Genomic DNA, 20478 nt, shown 5'->3' on the forward strand with positions numbered 1-20478 from the left:
TCTACAACAAGAAGAACACTATGCTATATCTGTATAGAGTAGATACAAAAAAAGAGGCTTGCCTAAGCAAACCTCTTCCTATAAACTCTGTTACATATTAATTCTTAATCTCTACTCTAGCACCCTCGCTATGAGCACTCATCTCAGGAGCGTACATATTCTGCATAGTAGTAATACCATTAGAGAAGTCACCTCCTACATTCGCTCTTAATTCATATTCGAATACATAGTTTCCTTTTCTCAGTCTATTAATAAAGAAGTTCGTTGAAGCATCTCTTGTTTCTTCATAATAACCAAACTCTCCTTTCCATCTATATCCTGACAATACATTCGTTGGTTCAAATCCACTAGCGCGCATATCTTTTAAGTGGATATAATCCATATCTCTATCTACGCTAATCTCTAGTCGTACTGTTACTAAATCCCCTACTTTAATCGGAGTGTCTTTCGCAATCTCACGAAGAGTTTGCCCCTTATCTGTATTTACCTTTATATAAAGCTTCTTAGCCATTTTGATACTTGTGTTAGCAGAATTAACTGCATCTATATCTTCAAAATACTGCCAATACATCGCTCCATAAGCAACACCCGGAGATGTCTTCGTTATTTCAACAATACCTTTCTTAGCTGTCATTTCTGCTTTAGACCAAGTCTGCTTAATATAACCACTACCTAACTGAGCATCTTTAGTCAAGTCAACAGGATAACCGCCTACTTTTACTTCTAGTCCTTTCTCAGCATCAATCCAAGACTTCCCTGTATACATTAAAGCATACACAGCCTTAGTAGTCGCTTTCGTAGAAGACCAGCCAGTAGTTTGTTTATTCTTAAGCAACCAAACTTTCATTTGCTCAATATCATTAGCATACTTGTCTTTATCGACTTCATTAGCAGCTTCTATAATTGCCACTTGCGTTTCTATAGGCGCTTGATACCATAACCATCCTGGCACATTATGCTTCCAATACATTCCCTTCTCATCAGATGATACGGCTGTCTCCATAATATTCTTGATAATAGTATCTGCAGTCTTAACCAATCCTAATCTCTTCGCTACTACAGCACGCATAGCGTCTTTATACAAGTTTCCTGACGGCTTCGCACTCTCTATTCCCTTGCGAATAGAAGCTACCATCGGAGCGTACTTCTCATTGATACCATACTCTCCAATAAAGAAACTACGTGCATACAGATAATGCGTATTAATACTCGTCACCTCATTAGGGTTGACCTTCTTATCTCTGTTTAGATAATCAGCGTATTGAGTAGCATCTATGTACTTAATCGCATCTGATAAAAGTGTTTTATAACCTAGTTCATTAATCCAATCCTCTTCTAACACACCTATTTTCTTCAAGTTTCCAAAACCTTCTACGATAGTCTGTGTAATATATAAATCAGACTTTCCTCCTTTAAACCAAGTGAATCCTCCATCACTATTCTGCTGTTCTGCTAACTTCTCTAATGCTGTCTGTAAATCCATACGCATTTTATTCAAGTCAAACAGGATAGTGATACGCTTCATTTGTTCTTCTTCACTTACAGTCTCTCTCACCCACGGTGTCTCCGCTAATAAGATACTCTTCAATTCTTGGTTTTGCTCAAGCTTAGAGGTTACTTGTCCTTTGGCATTCCATTGATCAAAAACAGTCTTAATCTTAGGATTGTCATTCATTATTTTTGTAGCCACTGCATTAGCAAATACTTTGCTAAACAACTGCTCTGAACAATCATAAGGATACTCTTGCAAATAAGGAATAGCAAATACAGCATTCCATATCGGATTAGCTGTTAACTCTAGCGTCAACTTGTGATTCTGTAGTGTATTGCTAATTTCCTTTTCGTATGCTTTAAACGAGAATAGCTTATTCTGTCCCTCTTTCACATAGATAGGCATTGTCTCAGTCACGAGTATTCTATTAGATAGTACAGGTAATGCAGACTCTTCTCCATCACTGAAGTTATCAGATACTGCCACTACTCTACACGTCACGACATCGACACCATTAGGCACTTCTATATCCCAATTAACTGCAGTTGACTCAGATTTATTAGCAGAGAACTCTCCTGACTTCTCTAAGATCAACTCATTTGTATAAGCGTTAAACAACTGTAATGTTGCTTTCCCTTTACGTGTAGTATCAGATAGGTTTATCACCTTAGTCGATAAAGTCAACTTATCTCCTTGACGTAAGAAACGAGGCAAGTTAGGTACTACCATTAATTCCTTCTGTGTTACTACAGTTTGCTCTGCATACGCCTGACGTAAGTTCTTCGTATGACCAACAGCCATAAACTTCCACTTAGTCAATGCCTCAGGCATCGTGAACTCAAACTTCACATCACCGTTCTCGTCAGTCTTTAACGTAGGATAGAAGAACGCTGTCTCTTGTAAGTTCTTACGAACTGTTGGAGTCGGTGTGGTTTCTTTGTTATCACTTGCTCCACCTACTGCTTTAGTCTCTGTTACAGCGTTTTCTTCCAAAACACTTACTCCTGCTGCTTGACCTTGTAGAGCACTAGGCGCACCTGTCATAGCTACTTTGGATACAGATTTCTCAGAATCATAACTAAGATCCTTTTTAAGACTTACAGACATTACTCTTTGACGTCCATATCCATTATTAAATATACTAAGTCCAAACGTATTTAAAATAACAGGTCTATCTACTGTCAGCGTAATCTGATCTATCCTTTCACTCATTAACGAACTAAAGTATCCTGTACTGCGCAGTGTACCGAAGTTATATTTATTAAATGAAGGTGAGTTATAATAATACTTTGGTTCTTTTAACCCAACATTCAAGTTGTGATAAACGAACTCATCTAATGAAGCATCATACATAGTTGCTAATAACTCCGCTACTACTTGCTCTTTCTCTTCCCCCTTCACTTTTAGAGACCACTTCTCTTTCGCTCCCGGCTCTACCTTATCTCTAAACGATTCTATTACTATCTGTAGTTTATCTGCATCTTCTTTTAAAGCTATTTCAGCAGCATCTTGTACCGCCATATTATGCTTTAAAGCTAGTGCATATACATTTACCTTTTTATACTCTAGTTTGATAGGAATATCTACTTTCGTTCCTTTCTTACTGATCTTCATTACTTTTTGAGAAACAGTCTTTCCATTAGCCATTACCTCAACGAAAGCATACGTATTATCCTCAGCACTTCGTACTTCTACCGTAGCTTTATCCCCTACCTTATACGTTTTTTGTTCTGATTTAAGTTCTACTAATGCCTTTGGTGCTTCTTTAAGCTCTTCATTTCTTAAGATAAAAGTCTTCTCTATCTCATTCTTTATACCATTCTCTAGTACATACCCTTTTACGATATAGTTACCGGAAGTCAATTGTTTTGCTCCGTTATATACGATACTATTTCCTTTAGCAGTATCAAATGAAGTATTAAACACAGATACTCCTTCTTTCCACTTAGAACTATCTTTCTCTTCACCATATACTAGATTAGGGAATAAGGCTACGAACTCATCATAGTTATACAACTGATAATCTCCTGTAACCAATCCGAACTCATCAGTAATACGATTAGGATTAGGAGCTAATAACGGATAGATAGTTAACTCCCCTTGAGAAGCATAATCTATACCGTTTAAGTTTCTTGTACTAATAGTAAAATTACTTAAATCTTTAGCAGTCGTTATCACAGGCAAGTTGACACTTAGCTCTATATTCTTCTCTCCTACTACTACACTATGATTCTGACTATGTGTCTCCCCATTCTGATCAGTCACATCCGCATATACAGTATAAGTGAATGTACGAGGCAATGTAGAAGTCGCTTCTCCTTTAGGCAATGCTTTAAAGCTCACAGTGAACTTACCTAAAGCATCTGTCACAGTCTCACCCTGTATCATCGTTTCCCCCTTATCGTATCTATAAGGAAATGAAGTACCACATATCCATCGAGGCCATATCTCTTGGCGTACTACACGGTACACTACTTTCGCTTTATCTATATTCGTTCCTAAGAAAGCCTTTGCGCTACCTGTAACAGCTACTTCTTCGTTTAGCTTATAAATACCTTTAAGCTCATCAAAGGCTACCTCAAACTTCGGACGTTTATATTCTTCCATTCTTACACTACTCCATCCTATCGACTCTTCGTTTAGCTTCACTTCTAGACCATAGTATCCCAACTTTCCTGATGAAGGTAATATAAACTGCCCATTAACAGAACCAAACTCATTCGTCGTCAGCTCCTGTTTAGATACCTCAGTGCCGTTTGCATCAGTTAGTAGTATTGTTACTTTTGATTTACCTACTACTTGTTCTGTAGTCAGTGTTTTCTTACCTACGATAGACTTAAAGTACATCACTTGAGCAGGTCTGTATATTGCTCTATCAGTAAGGATAGTTGCTTTATACGAAACATCGGCTTCCTCTGTTTCGTTATCTCCATAATAACTAGATGCATAAGGAGAGTAGTATACTCCTTCTCCTTTTACATTCATATATAGATAATGTCCTAACTTAGATATATCTATGCTAGCTTGACCATTAGCATCCGTAGTGATGACAGTTTCCCAATAATTATTATTGTCACGTCTCTCGTCTTCATTTGCTATGTGAATCTTGGTATTGCTAAGAGGCTTACCTGATTTGCGGTTATATGCTCTTAGTTTACCATTGTTTACCTCTATAATATTAGGCGTTACATTGATATGACTGATCTGTACATCCGTTTTATCTGCTTCTACCTTATTAAAAGGCACACTAGATATTAACACATAATATCTACCCGTCTTTAAAGGCTTAAGAGCTGCTATCGTTCTGTGCATCTCATAGTCTTTAAACGCACTCAAGTTTAGCTCATACGTATCTACAGCAGGATAATCCTTTAGTAGCTTCAGATAGCGTTCTTCTCCTGAATAGAAGTGCTCATCTGTGCTCTTAAGATTACTTGTGTTCTTTAAAATCTTCACATATACTTTATCCGTATTCTGATGCCCTATACTTAAAGGAATAGCCTGCTCATCTAACACATAAGCATTAAGCGTATAGTTTAATCGCTTAGCTTCAGCATACTGTTTCATTGTTAACAAGTCCTCTGCTGTATCTGTATTAGGGAATAGCTTTACAGCTTTATCTACTAAAGCGATTAACTCAACTCCTCTAAGATGATTAGCATATCCCTCATACACTAAGGGTTCTTTAGGAAACTCTTCTAATAAAGAAGCATATGTTTTCTTGATTACAGCTTCATCACCCTTTGACTCTGCGAGATACATCTGTACATAAACATACATAGAAGTATTCGCTCTAGCCTTTAAGTCCTTTAATAACTCCGTCTCTAGCTGTTCTTTCTTATTCTTAACCAATACACTTTCTTCGTCTGATAAGTCAAACGAGTTATACTGTAAATTCTCTATGAAGTTTAATCTTAGTGCATCATATACAGTAAACTTAGTCCAATCTATCCCTAAGTTCTGATTCGAAAGGTAAAACACATCAGCCCAACTACCGATAAGCGCCTGCTGATCTTTTGCTGCTAGAGTTAATCCTCTGTTATACAGTTTATCTATTTCGCGTTTAAAATCTGCTTCTGTCCAGTACTCAATAGAAGAAGAGGTTCCTCCTTCTATAGCAGTTCTATTTCTCAGTTTATATCTATTGGCATCGAAGTACAACTTATATATTTCAGCTACATAAGTATCTAATATAGCTCTTGTAGAACCTGTCGCAGTATTACTTTCTTTTTTAAACTGATCTATAATACTATTAATATCATACTTCTCGTCTTCTTGAATAATGATATTAACCTTTGCTTCATAGAACATCGCCTTCATCATACTCGGATAATCTTTATTCTTCTTAGATAAAGACAATACTTCCCTAATATTAGGTAACATACTTTTTACCTCAGCATTCACTTCTTGCTTCTGAATAATATCCCATAACGCTTGTATGCGATTATCAGGCTTCTGACCAAACCCTATAAGTGGAGCAAGTATCATAAGATATAAGCTAGTTTTTTTCATATATATATATAGCACCTTTTTTTTGCTGTTTCTAAATTACTTAAAAGAATTTTAAAAGTCTCTATTATCTCAATAAATTAACTTCACTATTACCATACTTTACTAATTAACTTAGATTTTATATCTAGATTTATCTTAACACAACAGCATATTTTATTTCACAAATAACATATTTACTTCCAATAAATACAACTTTCAATTATTCTATAAACAGTACGATAACTCAAGCTTTATAAGAGGATAACATTTAAAAAACATATTCACTGTTTCTTTGACTCAATAAAAAAAAACAAATATGAAACGAATTATTTTTAGTCTATTACTTTGTGCTTCATTAGTATCTTGCTCTAATGACGATAATAAAGATGATAAAAAAGAAAACAAAAAATACCAAACAGAGAATGTGGTATTATTGGTAATTGACGGACCTAGGATGTCTGAAACATGGGAAGATAAAACGAAGAAGAATATCCCTAACCGGGTATCATTGCTAAAAGAAGGAGTATTTATTAACAACTTTCAAAACAACGGATTGACAAATACCAATGCTGGTCATACAGCTTTAATTACAGGAGTCTATGACAGTATACAGAATAATGGGAAAGAACTTCCTTCAAATCCTTCTGTATTACAACAATGGCTTAAACACTCTAAAAAAGACAATAGCAAAGCTTGGGTTATCGTATCGAAAGACAAACTAGAAGTGCTAAACAATACGAAAAACAAAGAATGGAATGGCAAGTTTATGCCTAAAGCAGATGCTGGTATATCAGGTAACCCATCTGGATATAGAGAGGATGCTGTGACCATCGCTAATTTTAAAAAGGTAATTACATCTGACAAACCTAACGTGGTTGTAATTAACTTAAAAGATGTAGATAGCTATGGTCATGCTAACAAATGGAATGAATATATCCAAGCAATCAAAACTACTGATCAAAGTATTAAAGAGATTTGGGACTTTTTACAAACTCAACCTAACTACAAAGGCAAAACAACACTAATGGTTTCTAATGATCATGGACGTCACTTAGATGGAGTGAAAAATGGTTTTATAAACCACGGCGATAGCTGTAGAGGTTGTCGCCATATAGAGTTTTTCGCTATGGGACCAGACTTTAAGAAAAATGCTACCATTACAACAGGAAGTTATGAACAGATAGATGTTGCAAATACAATGGCTGAGTTATTAGGTGTAAAATTAGAATACAGCAAGGGAAAAGTAATAAAAGATATTTTTAAATAAATAATCTTTCACAGATAATAAAAGGAGCCAAGCGGCTCCTTTCTTATTTACTTTCTCTCCATCTAACAGGTAAATTAGGAATAGGATTATTCATAAAACCTGGTATTCCTTTATTAGGAAATGCAGGATTCAAATTGACAGGTATAGCATAGACCTTATAGCTTTTGATATAATCTTTACTCACTATAACTCCCTCCTTCTTAATAGAGATTTCTTTCGTCTCTCCTAAACTTAGCGAGAATCTTTCTGTCTTTAGTTTTTCATTCATAGTAGTTATCGCCTCTACATATCCTTCCATAGGAGTCTTTACCTTAGACTTCACAGTAAAGTAGAAATTCGTGTACTCTTTCTCACTTCTGTTTTCTACGGACGTACCTGTGTATTGAACATTTATATCTCTATCATTAGCAGGCATATCCTCTTTAGAACAACTAGCTAATAACACAGTAATCAACATCACCACAACCAAACTCATATTTTTCATATTTCTATTATTTTAAGTACGCAATGTAAAATAACAGAATAAAAGTATATGTTATAAAAACATTATTTAACTAAAAATAAAAACATAAAACAATAAAATTAAGATTATAATAAATACTACATTTAATTTAACCCCAAATAACAAACATAAATACCAGAAACTAGTACACAAGAATCTATTACAAAAAAGGATGCTCTCTCGAACATCCTTCTACTATATTAATTACTTGTACGTTTAGGTCCTTTTGACTCAGGCCACTCTTGACGTTCACCCTTATTGTTTAGAGGAAGTACTATCTTCTCTCTAGATACTAACTCTGCTTCTTCACTAGCTTTATAAGCCATAATAGCGATTAAGATAGCGTTATTCTGTACATCGTCATACACGATCTTATCTGCTGTATCTCGGTTAGTATGCCAAGTGTAGTTACCATACCCCCAACTCAAAGAACTCATCATAAATCCAGGGATATCTTTACTCACGAATGATACGTGGTCAGAACCTCCCCCTGATGGAGAACCAGGAAAGCTAGTCTTAATCTCTTTCTTATATTTTTCAGGCACCGCATATAACCAATCTGTAATATACTGGTAAGAGTTTAAGAATCCTTGGCCTGAGATATTAGCCACACGACCTGTTCCATTATCTTGGTTAAACACTACTTGTATTTTATTGTGTAGTTCTGGATGATCAGCTACGAACGCACGAGACCCATTAAGTCCTTGCTCCTCACTTCCCCAATTACCGATAAGTATCGTACGCTTAGGATTAGGCAATACTATCTTTAAGATACGAGCAGCTTCCATCATTGTGATAATACCTGTACCGTTATCAGTAGCTCCTGTACCACCATCCCAACTATCTAAGTGAGCTGATAAGATAACATACTCATCTGCCTTAGCTCCTCCTTTTAATTCTGCTACTGTATTATACGTCTTAGCAGTACCTAGATCTTTAGACTGAGCATTAACTGTAATTCTTGGTGCTTTCCCATTCTCCGCTAATCTATATAGCATACCATAATCTTCCACAGCAATATCAATAGTCGGTACCTTCTTAGTCTCAGCACCGAAGATTCTATTAGATCCCATGATACCAGTCCAGTATGACATCACTACACCTGCAGCACCTGCATCTTCTAATACTTTTGGCAACTCTTTAGCTGTATACCCAGTATTCTTAATACGAGTAGCCCAAGCTTTTTCAGCTACAGCTTTCTCTTCTGTCATTTTCGTATATGATTCTTCTGTTGCAAACGTTTTCCATTGGTAGTCTGGACGACCTGTAGGCTGATGCATAGAGATTAATACATACTTCCCTTTTACAGATGGCAACCAAGCTTCAAAGTCAGCCTTAGTCTTTGCATCTGTCAGTACTACTACTTCGCCATCTACTCCACCTTTCTTAGAAGCTGGACTCCAAGCTAGCTGCATTCCTTCCATTGATTTAATACGAGGAGAAGTCATTGTGATTTGTGTAGTACCGCGTTCCCAAGCTTTCCAAGTTCCATACTCTTCATTGCGTGCTTCAAATCCCATAGATTGGTACTGATTCTTTACCCAGTTATGCGCTTGCATCATCTGTGGTGTACCTACTAAGCGAGGCCCTATCACATCCATTAGTTCGAATGCATAGTTTCTCAACTGTGAGTTAGTCGTTCCTTCTTTTACTATAGCATCTACTATAGGGTCTTGTTTTTGTGCGATAGCTAATGAGCTAGAGAATATTGCTACTCCCAATACCCCTTGTGCTATCGACTTCGTAATCGTAGTGGTTAATTTCATTATTGTTTGGTGTTTTGTTTAGCTGAGCAAATTACACATTTAACTCAAATAACCAAACCTTATAATTCACATTCTACCTTAAGATACTAGATTATACAAATGATTTCACAATAATCACCACTCAAAAGAATCTATTATACAAAACTCACTTCTTTTTATTATAACAATCACAATCAATAATACTCATAACTAATCACCTTCTCCTGAAACAACACTCCTTCATTTGTATAAATAACTTGTTGTGTAACATTGCCAAAACTATCAAAGGCATTATTCTCTACCACATATTTCTCTTCTTCCTTTAGTATAGCGTCCTTCTGAACTAATCCGTTCTGATAACTATTTCCTTCATAGGTCATTGTACTCAAAACGTTTAACTGTTCTTGATTATCCGCCTTAAGTTTACTGATTATTTGTATCGATAATAGCAATCTTTCCTTATTACTCTTTCCTTTTAAAGTAGTGATGACATCAGGAGTAGTGATATAGGTAGTTGTCTGTGTATACTCATTAAGAGTAGACCACTTTTGTTTGCCTTCACTTAATTGTTTACCCTCATAGTCATAACTAGTTACTTTGCGCACCATATTAATATAGGGCTCATACTTAACGATACCATTCGTGCTAAACTCTAATACTTCAGGGTCTAGTTCGTTATCTAATGATTCTAGTGATGTTTTATATCCATCTATCCCATAAGTACTCACCTGCTGAGTCACTACAGCTGTATTTGGCATACGAGTAACCTCGGTTAATTTCTTCACTTCACCTCTTAATCCCTCAAGTTGCAAATCTGTAGGAGGAGTATTGTTCACCTCTGCCTTACATCCTTGCAGCCCTAATAGTAACACTAAAAATAATATCTTTCTCATCTCTATTCTAAACATTCTTTATTCATAATACTCATATGTATACTCTACTTCATAATTAGCATCTATGTCCTCACTAGATATTTTTTGCCTTACTATATTAGCATACTTATCAAATGTCAAATTAGTTACTTTAATCTTACCATAAGACTCAGTCATAAAACTTGATTTCTCCAACACTTTATACCCCTTATCATCATACTCATATATATTTTTAGAGATAATATCCACTTGACTTTTGCCTATATACTCTCTTAATACTACTTTATAGGATTGCCTCCCCTTATCATCTGTCTTTACTACCTCCTTATGCATCTCTCCTTTTTCTTCTTCATTATCTATAGTTGTCATATACTCATCTCTAGTAAGCCATTTAGTCGTTGTCACATCATATAACTTGTGGTCTGCCCCATACGTTTTACTAATTCTAGTACTATCTTGATATGGTGTATATTCCATTCTAGCCAATAAAGAATATTCTCCTGTCTTAATTTCATCTAAGAGTACCTCTTCTGATATCTTATATCCTTGCTCATCATACAGAGTGATTTGCTTACTTGCTGCTCCTAATAAAGCAACAAAACTAGTAGCCACTCTACTCTTCACCTTTCCTTTTACCCCTTCTAATTGTGTATCTGGTACAGGGATAACCACTCCCTGCTCTTTACATCCTGATAGAGAAAGTATCAGAATAAACAACATTATTGTTTTTCCCATATCGAATTTTATGTTAAAGATACACTATTCCTTAATTATCTTATTCTAAAACAATTACGAAAAACGTTATCATCTTGACTTTTCTCTACCAAATCCCTTGTCAAAACAAACAGTCCTAACCTAGCTAAAACAAGAGTTTAACAATAATACACACTGCTCACAATAGCCAATAATGAAATCTTACCTTTGCGCAGATTTTAATTTAAAACAATGAAAAACCTTAAAGGAATTCTATTCGCTTTGATTTCTTCAGGTACATTTGGCTTGGTACCTTTATTTTCCCTGCCGATGATCTTACCTAATTTGCGACCAGAAGGAATGGTAGCAATTGGTATACCGACCATTCTATTTTACCGATTTTTGTTTTCATCTGTTACGATGGGTGCAGTGTGTTTATACAAAAAAACGAGCTTAAAAATATCTATTAAAGACCTTGCAGTCGTCTTTTTCTTGGCGCTACTATATGCCGCTACAGCTAAGTTTTTAGTTGATGCGTATGAGTATATAGATAGCGGACTAGCTACCACAGTGCACTTTCTATACCCAATATTCGTCAGTATAGTGATGATTATGTTTTATAAAGAAAAGAAGTCGATGGCGCTTATCATAGCTTCTGTATTATCATTAATAGGAGTTGGAATGATGTGCATACACGGAGAGGCTTCTCCCTCACTATTCACAGGATTAATACTATCAGCATTAACGATATTTACCTACGGATTATACATCGTAGGGCTTAATAAAAGTAGAATAGCAGAGATGAACTTCGATTCACTGACATTCTACGTTCTACTAATGGGGTGTTTGATCTTCTTATTTTACTGTTTATTCACTTCAGGAATACAGCCTATATTACTAAGAAGTGATTGGATAAATCTGATATTACTAGGAGTATTCGCTACATTTATTTCTGACTTATGTCTAGTACTAGCAGTGAAGCACGCAGGATCTACAGTAACCTCCATCTTAGGCTCAATGGAACCAGTAGTAGCTGTATTAGTAGGTACGTTGTTTTTTGCTGAGCATTTTGATTGGATGTCAGCACTAGGTCTAGCATTCGTACTAGGGGCTGTGACATTAGTTATCATATCAAAAAAGAACTAAAAATATAAAACAGTCATCTGTATAAATATAAAAAGCCTGCTAGCAATATCTTACTAGCAGGCTTTTATATTTTATCTTCTAACTCTAGATCTGTATGATTACTGATCTCCTCGTTCTAAGACATCATCAAGACTCTCTTTGCGAACATCCACTAGCTTCATCTGTGGATAGACGAATAGTTGTTGCTTATCATATATCTCTCTGATGATCTCTAGACACTGTGCCTTATCAGCATACATCTGCGCGTTAATAAGTGTAGAAGGATTAATCACCTCTACTAAGATGTGATCCTCATCACAGTGAAACTGCATCGTGTGCTTCCCTACCTGAATACCAACTAAGTTATCTACTAAGTTTATAGTCTCATCGAACAACTCAAGGCATTCTTCTAACGTTAACTCAAGATTCTCCTCTGAGACATGCTCATAATAATCTGTATAAAATACTGTAATCATAGTCTGTTTTCTTTATAAAACTCACTGGTGTAGCGTAGTCATGATCTTAACCCAGTAAGGACACAAAGGTATTGTTTTTTTGATTGGCAGAGGGGTTCTTGTTGAGATCAACTATTCCATACCTCACAGATATTCCTCTTTTATGTAACTCTTCTTTTTCCTTCCTAGAACAATAGCTCGAGTATAAAAGGAGATTTATTCGACAAACTGCCTCTCTAGCCCACCATTCTCTACTTATTCTCGAGGAATACTCGAAGGAATACTCGAAGGAATGCAAAACAAAGCACGTATTTACTAGGGTTAAGAGCAGTATAGTCAAAATAGCGAATAGGACAAATAAACAACAAACAACTAAATACCAATAACTTAATCGTTTTTCTAGTTCAAAAAAATTGACACTCATTTTTTGTTTAAAGTATTGAATACCTTTAAAAGCAGGTTATTTCATAAAAAAATGAGATAGAAATGGTTGAAATGCCTTTCAAGAACATTGATTTGGCTTTGAAAAGAAAAAAAACATTTATCCTTTTTTGACAAATGTTGTGCTCTAAAAAATGACAATAGAAAATTGTCATTTGTACTAAATCAATGTTGAGTTGTCAATAAATACCTTTGGTTGAGATAGAATATAATTCCTCCTAGACTGTAACAACCGATATCTAGTATATCGGCAGTATATCGAGGGTGGTACATGGGTAAATAATATTCAAAATAGATAGCATAATACGCCACAACACTTATGATCATAGGAACAGATAATAGATAAGCCTTACCTCTCCACGTGCGAACTACACCTAATATAATAAATAAGGTTATAGGAATAGACAGCATATCATTAAGGTAGTTATTGATAATCGAAGGCAATGGTATCCCTAATCGCTGGAGAATGTAGATAAGCATCCCTACTAATGCCATCGCTACAAAAGTCCAATGTCTTAACACCCTCATGCTACTATCATTCCGATTAACCACGCTAAGAACATAGCTATCGCCATAACGGCAAACCATACTCCATAAATGACTTTAAAAAATAAGCGAACGACTAACCAAGGATGCTTCGTCATCTTTAATAAGAACTTCTCTATCACGTTTGGTTCTTCTGCTAGAACTTTAGCGATACGTTCTCGCTCAGCAGCTTTGCGTACTTGTTCTCTTTGTCTTACCACATTTAAAGAATGACCGCACGTAGCGCAGATCTCTACATCTACATTAAATGTTCCACAACTAGAGCAACGAATATGAACTTGACCTTTAGACATGACAGGGTTTTAAGCTTAATCTTCAAAGCTACTGCTTTCTAATACAATAAAAAAAAGCCTCCACTCCCTAAAAGGGCTTAAAGGCTTCTTCCGTTAATAAAAATATACTTATTATTTTTGCTCTACGTTATGTTGACCATGAGCACCTCTTCTGTGTTCCATTACTTCAAGGTTTTCATCTACGAAGTATGCACTACCGAATCCGTTTACATATGATCCTTTGATAGGTTTAAAGTTAAACATGATGAAGTCTTCAAGATTATCTAATATCTCTACTACTTTACCGTGTCTCACTTTTAAATCTGCAATAGCTTGCTCATATAGTGGACTGTCTTTCTCTACTAATTCTGCTTGAGTATCTAATGTAAGGCGGTGTCTAGCATACAACTGTTTTGAAGCAGCCTCATCTTCTACAAACATAAACGATACTTGTTTGCGATCGCGTAAGTTCTTTGTGTGTTTTGCCATAAAAGACACTAGTATCTGAAACTCATTCCCTACTCTAGAGTATGGAGCAGTACTTACTAGTGGTGTACCATCTTCACTGATAGTAGCCATCATCACTGACTTGCATGAATCAACTAACTCTGCAACCTTAGGTGCTTTTGGCTTTACTTTATGTTGGTCAAAATTTGGGTTTATTGTATCTGTACTCATCTCTTATATATTTTATGTAGCGAATATAATAAATTATTTAAACTAAATAAAAATAAGAATGTTGTTTAACATGATTATAGAACTTAAATATTGAATATTGAGATAGACAACTATTATGAAATAGAATTGCTTAGTGTATTTAGTTAATACATAATGTGAGTTAAAACTATCCCACTGTATAATATGTAATAATCACAGGGAATTAACTTGACTACAACTTTTGTTTTTTGAAATTAATTGTATTTTTAGCCCAGAATCAACATTGGGCAGATAAACGAAAAAGAAATATACTAGATATTTCTAAATTAGCGATTTAAGCATACAATAGCATAACTATAGAGCAAATAAAATAACTATGAAGTAGAATTGCTGTGTAGTATTTGGCTAATGTTGATTCTGGGTTTAATACCAAGTCAAAACAACAATGAGAAAAATATTTATACTAGCCCCACTATTCTTAATACTAGCGAACTGCGGTACTTCTAATACTGCACGCAATGCAAAGAAAATCAAAACTAAAAAGGTAACTGTATTAGACTATGCCATAGAGAAAAGCCATCTCTTAGTGACAGAGACAATATTAGATCCTAAAAAAGTTAACAGCTCCAAAGAAAATATCACTACTGAAGTAGAAGAGCGCAAATTCTCATTTACTTATAACCAAAAAGGTCAAATAATCAATACTTATTCGTGTAATATCCAACAAGATAAAGAGATTAATCCTTCTAATTTAGGAGTAGAACTAAATACTAAAAAGCAGATAATAGCATTATCATTAGATGATGATACAGATAAACTAAAAGTAGTGTATGACAACAATTTACTACACCAGATTTCACATTATGAACCAGAGTTTAAAGAGTTAGTACTTACTACGTACAGTTATGATAAACAGAAGCTACCCATCAGAGCACAGTTAGGTAATGCTACTAAACCAAATCAAGTAATAGAGTTGAGTTTTAAATATGATGAGAAGTACAATGTAAAAGTAAGTACTTATGCTAATGAAGTAATGACACTGTCTTATGATGATAAAAAATATCTACTAAGTGGGCAGCCATATTATAATAATCCATTCTATTATTTATCAATAGATTGGTTGACTTTTACACATTACAGCCCTAAGAATAATATCATCAAGGCAGAGGATAATGACTACATTATTACTATTGACTATACATATAATGAAGAGGACATGCCACTAACTGCTAAGATTACTAAGTCATCCAAGTCAAACGATAAAGATAGTAGAGTGACTGCCGAACAGGAGTTTTACTATAAAGAGATAGAAGTTCCTATCACTAAATAACGTAAAGTATAAAAGGCATCTGCGTATCTGTACACAGATGTCTTTATATTTTATACACAACATATCCTAATTTATCAGTACTTTTACTATAGCCAAAGAAAAACTAATCTATTGATATATAATAAAAAGCGCTATGAAAAGAAGGTTGTTACTAATTCCTGTATTACTACTAACAGTAGGAAATGCACTCGGTCAGATACATAAAAAAATGACTGTTGTAAGTCAAATAATAGAAAAGACTCACGTACCTATTTACGAAACAGTATTAGAAGGTGATATGAATGTAGTATCAGGATCGAGTAGTCAAAGCCAAACTTCTATCACCAAATATGATTTCGCTTACAATACTCTAGGTCAATTAACTTCTATCAAATCATATTTAGTAGAAAATGGAAATGCCACTGATTCCTTTACAACAACAATGGAATTAAACGAGAACAACAAATTAAACAAAGTGATTTTTGGCGAAAAAAAGATGACTTTAGACTTAGTATACGAAAAAAACATACTACAAACCACCGAATTTAAAGATCAATATTATGATGAATCAAGAGTAAGTGAGATTACCTATAACAAACTTGATTTACCAGGAACAATTGAAAAAAAATCTCTCCCTCAATATTCTGATCCCGAAACAACTAACTTTATCTATGACCCTAATAACAATGCTAAACTTGTAAACTTAGACAACAACAAGACAACTTATACATACGACAAAAAGAAATACCCTTTTTCTTTCCTTCCTTATGCCTTTAATATTTCTAATGATTTAAGTCCTGATGACCTAATGTACACGAACTACATCCAACAGAACAATGTAGTCCAAATAGATACTAGAGAATTAATGACGACAATAGACTATACTTATAACACTAAAGATTTGCCTATAACTGCACAAGTCAAAAAATTAGTAAAATTAGATCCTTCCGATCAAGCTAGTACAACTTATGATTATGAATTCGTGTATAAGGAAATTGATATAGTAGAGTAATAAGAAAGGTTAGCCCATAAGCTAACCTTTCTTATTATAAATCTAACTGATAAATATAGTCATCCATCACATATCCCTGTCCGATATCGAAAGTCTTAGAGTCGATACACTTCATATTACTGCGAATATAGAAGTCTATGGCACGTTGGTTATTCTTATTTACTGTAAGATATACCGCAGTAGCACCTTCTCGTCTAGCATACTCTACTACGTGCTCAAACATAAACACACCTAATCCCTTTACTTGCTTATACACATTCGTGTATAGTTTAGAAAGGAACACACGGTTGTCTTCCATAAGCTTATAGTTCGTGTAGCCTAATAACTCCTCCCCTTGCATTAACAGTTCCCACTTATACCCTTCTTTTAATTCACCTAAGATACGCTCAGTACCATACATCATCGGTAGCATATAATCTATCTGCTCTTGTCCGATAATATGAAGGTATGTATCCTCCCATATCTTCTCTGCTAAAGGTAGTATTAAGTGTATATTACTTTTATCTACAGTCGTAAAAGTCGTTGTTTCTGCTAAGTTATTCATTGTTTTAGTCATTTTATAGAAACACGAAAATACGATAAAACTTAAAACAAGAATAAAAAAAACGAGGATAGTCAAAACTACCCTCGTTTATATTATTTTATATCTATAAGACTATTATCCTTTATAGTTAGTCAAGAAGTCAACTAGAGTACGTACTCCACTTCCTGTACCACCATTACCTTTATAATCTCTAGGTGCATCCATCCAAGCTGGACCTGCGATATCCATATGTACATAAGGCGCTTTAGCGAAGTGCTCTAAGAATTTACCTGCTGTGATAGTACCTGCATAACGTCCACCGATATTCTTCATATCAGCCACATTAGATTTTAGCAAATCCTTATAGTCATCCCAGAAAGGTAACTTAGCAAGACGCTCGTGTACATTATATCCTGAAGCGATGATAGCATCCATCGTTTGCTCAGCATTCCCCATAATACACGCAGCCATATCTCCAGCTACTACTAATGCAGCACCCGTAAGTGTAGCCGCATCGATGATTACCTCAGGCTCATATTGATTAGCATAAGCAATAGCATCCCCTAAGATCATACGCCCTTCAGCATCTGTATTTAATACCTCGATAGTAGTACCATCATACATCGTGATAACATCTCCAGGAGCATACGCATCACCACCAGGGCGGTTATCTGTAGCAGGGATTAACCCGATCACATGTACATTTACTTCATTTAAAGCAGCAGCATAGATAGTACCAGCCATACAAGCAGCACCTCCCATATCACTCTTCATAGAGTCCATAGAACCTGCAGTTGGTTTTAAGCTTAATCCTCCTGTATCATATACCACACCTTTACCTACTAATACGATAGGTTTTTTGTTGATAGGGTTAGCAGGTTTGTACTCAATAATAGTGAAAGTTGCTTGCTCGATAGAACCTTTGTTCACGGCGATTAACCCACCCATCTTCAATTCGTTTATCTCTTTGCGTCCTAATACTTTTACAGAGAAGTTAGCCTCTTTACCTAATAACTCTATCTCTTTAGATAACTGTGTAGCAGTTAAGAAACTTACTGGCTCGTTTACCATAGTACGCGCCCAGTAGACAGCTTTTACTGTATTATTTAAATCACTGATTTGCTTCGCTGTGAAGTCACCTTTTACCTCAACATTTGATAAAGTGAACTTCATATCTTCCGCCTCTTTGAAATACTTTAAGAATTGGTAGTTAGACAACATTAATCCTTCTACTAAAGCTAATGTAGAAGCACCGTTACCTACGATAGTCAAGTTATCAGCCTTTTTGTCTAATTGTTTGCGGATATTGTTACCTGCTAAACGCATTTTCTCCAAAGTCGCGTTCTCTTTCACAAAGAAGAAATACTGACTCCCTATTTTAGCGAAATCCTCTTCTTTCTTTCCTTCTTCAAATGCTTTTACGAAGTCATTTAGAAGTGCAGGAACCTCAACAGTTCCTTTATTGTCATTACTCAAAACGAAAACTACATTTCCGTTTACCTTAATGTTATTTACTAATTGTATCATCTTTGTCGATTTATGTTATGGCAAATATAACATTTTTAGACTCAACTAAAAAAGAGCTACTCTTAAATGTCTGTCAATATATCTAAAGTATCTCAAAAGGATATATTTACTGTAATTAGACTATTATTTATCGAAAAACAATAAATATTATTTGTTTATTAAAAATTATCAGCTACTTTTGGAGAACTATTTAACCAACTAACATTATGTACTATGATTAAAATATTAATACAACTAGGTTCTCTATTAGTAGAGTTATGCGAAAAGATATTTAATGTCTTATTTTAAAACTAAACACTATGAAACTGAAATTACTTACAGTTATATTTATTGTATTATATATAGCCAATCTTTGTGTACACTTTAAAGATTTTCAACAAGGGTATAATGAAACAGAATGTCATGATGATAAAGCGTATACTACTTTGGTCGTTAAACAGACTCCTAGTGATACCTCTGACCTTCATTTATCTCTAACAGATAAAAAAACTACTGATATACAAATACGTGAAATAAAAGAGACTATTGAAGTAGAAGTTCCTAAACAACATTTAAACGGGATTAGTAATTTCTTCATAGGTTTATTAGGTATCCTTACTATACTCCTTTCCCCAGTTATCATTGTTGTATTTATAAAATTCTTTAAAAACTTATATAACGGTAACATAGTATCTAATAGTCAAATAAGACGACTACAAATTCTAGCTTATTTTCAACTACTTCTACCTGTATTAGGGAATATATTTATTTATTATTCAAACAAAGAACAACAAGAAGTAGCTAATATCTATAACCTCGACCTAGCTAAGTATGACTATGATTTTTCGTTATTTATTATTCCTCTAATTCTGTTATTGATTGTTGAAGTATTAAAGCAACATTTAACTTTAAAAGAAAATGCTGAACTAACCATATAACTTGATCTTATGAAACTAAAATTTCTAACTATATTATTAATCATTGCTTATTTATTTTCCTTTAACAATCATTTTAAGGATATGAAAAGAGGTTTTAATGAAGGTTATGACAGCGGGAGCACTACTTTGACAAATCCTTACTATATAACAATCAAAAACAGTATAGAATACAATGCAAAACTAACGACTAATCATAACTCACCTAAAATAGCTGTAACTGATTCAACAAGTAGAATTCGTGTAGACGATGTTCCTTTTAGTTATTCACTTCTTAGAACTGTTATGATAATGAGTTCATTTATTTTTATCGTTTTTATAGTCTATGCCTTATACAATAGCTTTATTATTCTAAAGTTTTTATACAAAGGAGAAACTGTTAGCCGTATTCAAATTAAACGTATAAAAGTACTAGCTTCTATACTTTTAGGTCTTGCTATTTACGAGAACATACTCGAATATCTATCTACCTACGAAGCATCGAGAATAGCATCTTTATATAACCTAGAAGCTGTAAAAGGTGACTTTAATTTTACAATCTTCTTTATTCCCTTAATTTTGCTAATGATAGTAGAAGTGCTTAAACAGCACTTAAAGTTAAAAGAAGAAGCTGACTTAATCATATAACCCCCACG

The 20478-nt window shown here is 34.6% G+C and carries 17 protein-coding genes; 6 read left to right on the forward strand and 11 right to left on the reverse strand.

The window, feature by feature from the left end; translation table 11 throughout:
* Positions 1–97 precede the first annotated feature (97 nt).
* The gene (locus LNQ81_RS02940) at positions 98–6004 is read right to left on the reverse strand and encodes an alpha-2-macroglobulin family protein (RefSeq protein ID WP_229944686.1); all 5907 of its coding nucleotides are present in this window, start codon (positions 6002–6004) and stop codon (positions 98–100) included.
* A gap of 295 nt (positions 6005–6299) precedes the next feature.
* Between LNQ81_RS02940 and LNQ81_RS02945 the strand changes: the two genes are divergently transcribed.
* Positions 6300–7250, forward strand: a complete 951-nt coding sequence (locus tag LNQ81_RS02945) for an alkaline phosphatase family protein (protein ID WP_229944687.1) — start codon at positions 6300–6302, stop codon at positions 7248–7250.
* A gap of 43 nt (positions 7251–7293) precedes the next feature.
* Here the strand turns inward: LNQ81_RS02945 and LNQ81_RS02950 are convergent, their stop codons facing one another.
* The 4 genes from LNQ81_RS02950 to LNQ81_RS02965 form a co-directional block, all read right to left on the reverse strand.
* Positions 7294–7734 carry a hypothetical protein gene (locus LNQ81_RS02950; RefSeq protein WP_229944688.1) on the reverse strand — a complete coding sequence of 147 codons (441 nt, stop codon included), beginning with the start codon at positions 7732–7734 and terminating at the stop codon, positions 7294–7296.
* Positions 7735–7952: 218 nt separating this feature from the next.
* Complete coding sequence (locus LNQ81_RS02955) at positions 7953–9518, reverse strand: M20/M25/M40 family metallo-hydrolase (RefSeq protein WP_229944689.1); 1566 nt, start codon at positions 9516–9518, stop codon at positions 7953–7955.
* A 173-nt stretch (positions 9519–9691) separates the two neighbouring features.
* Positions 9692–10390: a hypothetical protein gene (locus tag LNQ81_RS02960; RefSeq protein ID WP_229944690.1), complete on the reverse strand. Its 699-nt coding sequence runs from the start codon at positions 10388–10390 to the stop codon at positions 9692–9694.
* Positions 10391–10408: 18 nt separating this feature from the next.
* The gene (locus LNQ81_RS02965; protein WP_229944691.1) at positions 10409–11104 is read right to left on the reverse strand and encodes a hypothetical protein; all 696 of its coding nucleotides are present in this window, start codon (positions 11102–11104) and stop codon (positions 10409–10411) included.
* Between the two features lie 210 nt (positions 11105–11314).
* Between LNQ81_RS02965 and LNQ81_RS02970 the strand changes: the two genes are divergently transcribed.
* A complete protein-coding gene (locus LNQ81_RS02970; RefSeq protein WP_229944692.1) occupies positions 11315–12208 on the forward strand; it encodes a DMT family transporter in 894 nt (297 codons plus the stop codon).
* Positions 12209–12306: 98 nt separating this feature from the next.
* Here LNQ81_RS02970 and LNQ81_RS02975 read toward each other — a convergent pair whose 3' ends face one another.
* The 4 genes from LNQ81_RS02975 to LNQ81_RS02990 form a co-directional block, all read right to left on the reverse strand.
* Complete coding sequence (locus LNQ81_RS02975) at positions 12307–12663, reverse strand: hypothetical protein (RefSeq protein WP_229944693.1); 357 nt, start codon at positions 12661–12663, stop codon at positions 12307–12309.
* Positions 12664–13248: 585 nt separating this feature from the next.
* On the reverse strand, positions 13249–13611 hold the full coding sequence (locus tag LNQ81_RS02980) for a hypothetical protein (RefSeq protein ID WP_229944694.1): 363 nt from the start codon (positions 13609–13611) through the stop codon (positions 13249–13251).
* Positions 13608–13922 (reverse strand): zinc finger domain-containing protein, encoded by a 315-nt coding sequence (locus LNQ81_RS02985; protein WP_229944695.1) that lies wholly within the window; start codon positions 13920–13922, stop codon positions 13608–13610. The genes LNQ81_RS02980 and LNQ81_RS02985 overlap by 4 nt, the downstream gene beginning before the upstream one ends.
* A 111-nt stretch (positions 13923–14033) precedes the next feature.
* Entirely contained in the window at positions 14034–14579 is a 546-nt protein-coding gene (locus tag LNQ81_RS02990; RefSeq protein WP_229944696.1) for a HugZ family pyridoxamine 5'-phosphate oxidase, read from the reverse strand.
* Between the two features lie 424 nt (positions 14580–15003).
* Between LNQ81_RS02990 and LNQ81_RS02995 the strand changes: the two genes are divergently transcribed.
* Both LNQ81_RS02995 and LNQ81_RS03000 read left to right on the forward strand, forming a co-directional pair.
* The gene (locus tag LNQ81_RS02995) at positions 15004–15888 is read left to right on the forward strand and encodes a hypothetical protein (protein ID WP_229944697.1); all 885 of its coding nucleotides are present in this window, start codon (positions 15004–15006) and stop codon (positions 15886–15888) included.
* Between the two features lie 133 nt (positions 15889–16021).
* Positions 16022–16879: a hypothetical protein gene (locus LNQ81_RS03000; protein ID WP_229944698.1), complete on the forward strand. Its 858-nt coding sequence runs from the start codon at positions 16022–16024 to the stop codon at positions 16877–16879.
* Positions 16880–16913: 34 nt separating this feature from the next.
* Here LNQ81_RS03000 and LNQ81_RS03005 read toward each other — a convergent pair whose 3' ends face one another.
* Both LNQ81_RS03005 and LNQ81_RS03010 read right to left on the reverse strand, forming a co-directional pair.
* Positions 16914–17423, reverse strand: a complete 510-nt coding sequence (locus tag LNQ81_RS03005; protein ID WP_229944699.1) for a GNAT family N-acetyltransferase — start codon at positions 17421–17423, stop codon at positions 16914–16916.
* 114 nt (positions 17424–17537) lie between these two features.
* The gene (locus tag LNQ81_RS03010; protein ID WP_229944700.1) at positions 17538–18929 is read right to left on the reverse strand and encodes a leucyl aminopeptidase family protein; all 1392 of its coding nucleotides are present in this window, start codon (positions 18927–18929) and stop codon (positions 17538–17540) included.
* Between the two features lie 299 nt (positions 18930–19228).
* Here LNQ81_RS03010 and LNQ81_RS03015 point away from each other — a divergent pair, with 299 nt between their 5' ends.
* Positions 19229–19846 carry a DUF2975 domain-containing protein gene (locus LNQ81_RS03015; protein ID WP_229944701.1) on the forward strand — a complete coding sequence of 206 codons (618 nt, stop codon included), beginning with the start codon at positions 19229–19231 and terminating at the stop codon, positions 19844–19846.
* A gap of 9 nt (positions 19847–19855) precedes the next feature.
* Positions 19856–20470, forward strand: coding sequence for a DUF2975 domain-containing protein (locus LNQ81_RS03020; protein ID WP_229944702.1), 615 nt, complete (start codon positions 19856–19858; stop codon positions 20468–20470).
* Positions 20471–20478 lie beyond the last annotated feature (8 nt).

Origin of the sequence: Myroides oncorhynchi (genome assembly GCF_020905415.1) — a bacterium.
Taxonomy (GTDB): Bacteria; Bacteroidota; Bacteroidia; order Flavobacteriales; family Flavobacteriaceae; genus Flavobacterium; species Flavobacterium oncorhynchi_A.

Bases quoted from the DNA above. Each gene is read 5' to 3' on its own strand.
- LNQ81_RS02940 (WP_229944686.1), bottom strand. From the start codon at position 6,004: ATGAAAAAAACTAGCTTATATCTTATGATACTTGCTCCACTTATAGGG.
- LNQ81_RS02945 (WP_229944687.1), top strand. From the start codon at position 6,300: ATGAAACGAATTATTTTTAGTCTATTACTTTGTGCTTCATTAGTATCT.
- LNQ81_RS02950 (WP_229944688.1), bottom strand. From the start codon at position 7,734: ATGAAAAATATGAGTTTGGTTGTGGTGATGTTGATTACTGTGTTATTA.
- LNQ81_RS02955 (WP_229944689.1), bottom strand. From the start codon at position 9,518: ATGAAATTAACCACTACGATTACGAAGTCGATAGCACAAGGGGTATTG.
- LNQ81_RS02960 (WP_229944690.1), bottom strand. From the start codon at position 10,390: ATGAGAAAGATATTATTTTTAGTGTTACTATTAGGGCTGCAAGGATGT.
- LNQ81_RS02965 (WP_229944691.1), bottom strand. From the start codon at position 11,104: ATGGGAAAAACAATAATGTTGTTTATTCTGATACTTTCTCTATCAGGA.
- LNQ81_RS02970 (WP_229944692.1), top strand. From the start codon at position 11,315: ATGAAAAACCTTAAAGGAATTCTATTCGCTTTGATTTCTTCAGGTACA.
- LNQ81_RS02975 (WP_229944693.1), bottom strand. From the start codon at position 12,663: ATGATTACAGTATTTTATACAGATTATTATGAGCATGTCTCAGAGGAG.
- LNQ81_RS02980 (WP_229944694.1), bottom strand. From the start codon at position 13,611: ATGAGGGTGTTAAGACATTGGACTTTTGTAGCGATGGCATTAGTAGGG.
- LNQ81_RS02985 (WP_229944695.1), bottom strand. From the start codon at position 13,922: ATGTCTAAAGGTCAAGTTCATATTCGTTGCTCTAGTTGTGGAACATTT.
- LNQ81_RS02990 (WP_229944696.1), bottom strand. From the start codon at position 14,579: ATGAGTACAGATACAATAAACCCAAATTTTGACCAACATAAAGTAAAG.
- LNQ81_RS02995 (WP_229944697.1), top strand. From the start codon at position 15,004: ATGAGAAAAATATTTATACTAGCCCCACTATTCTTAATACTAGCGAAC.
- LNQ81_RS03000 (WP_229944698.1), top strand. From the start codon at position 16,022: ATGAAAAGAAGGTTGTTACTAATTCCTGTATTACTACTAACAGTAGGA.
- LNQ81_RS03005 (WP_229944699.1), bottom strand. From the start codon at position 17,423: ATGAATAACTTAGCAGAAACAACGACTTTTACGACTGTAGATAAAAGT.
- LNQ81_RS03010 (WP_229944700.1), bottom strand. From the start codon at position 18,929: ATGATACAATTAGTAAATAACATTAAGGTAAACGGAAATGTAGTTTTC.
- LNQ81_RS03015 (WP_229944701.1), top strand. From the start codon at position 19,229: ATGAAACTGAAATTACTTACAGTTATATTTATTGTATTATATATAGCC.
- LNQ81_RS03020 (WP_229944702.1), top strand. From the start codon at position 19,856: ATGAAACTAAAATTTCTAACTATATTATTAATCATTGCTTATTTATTT.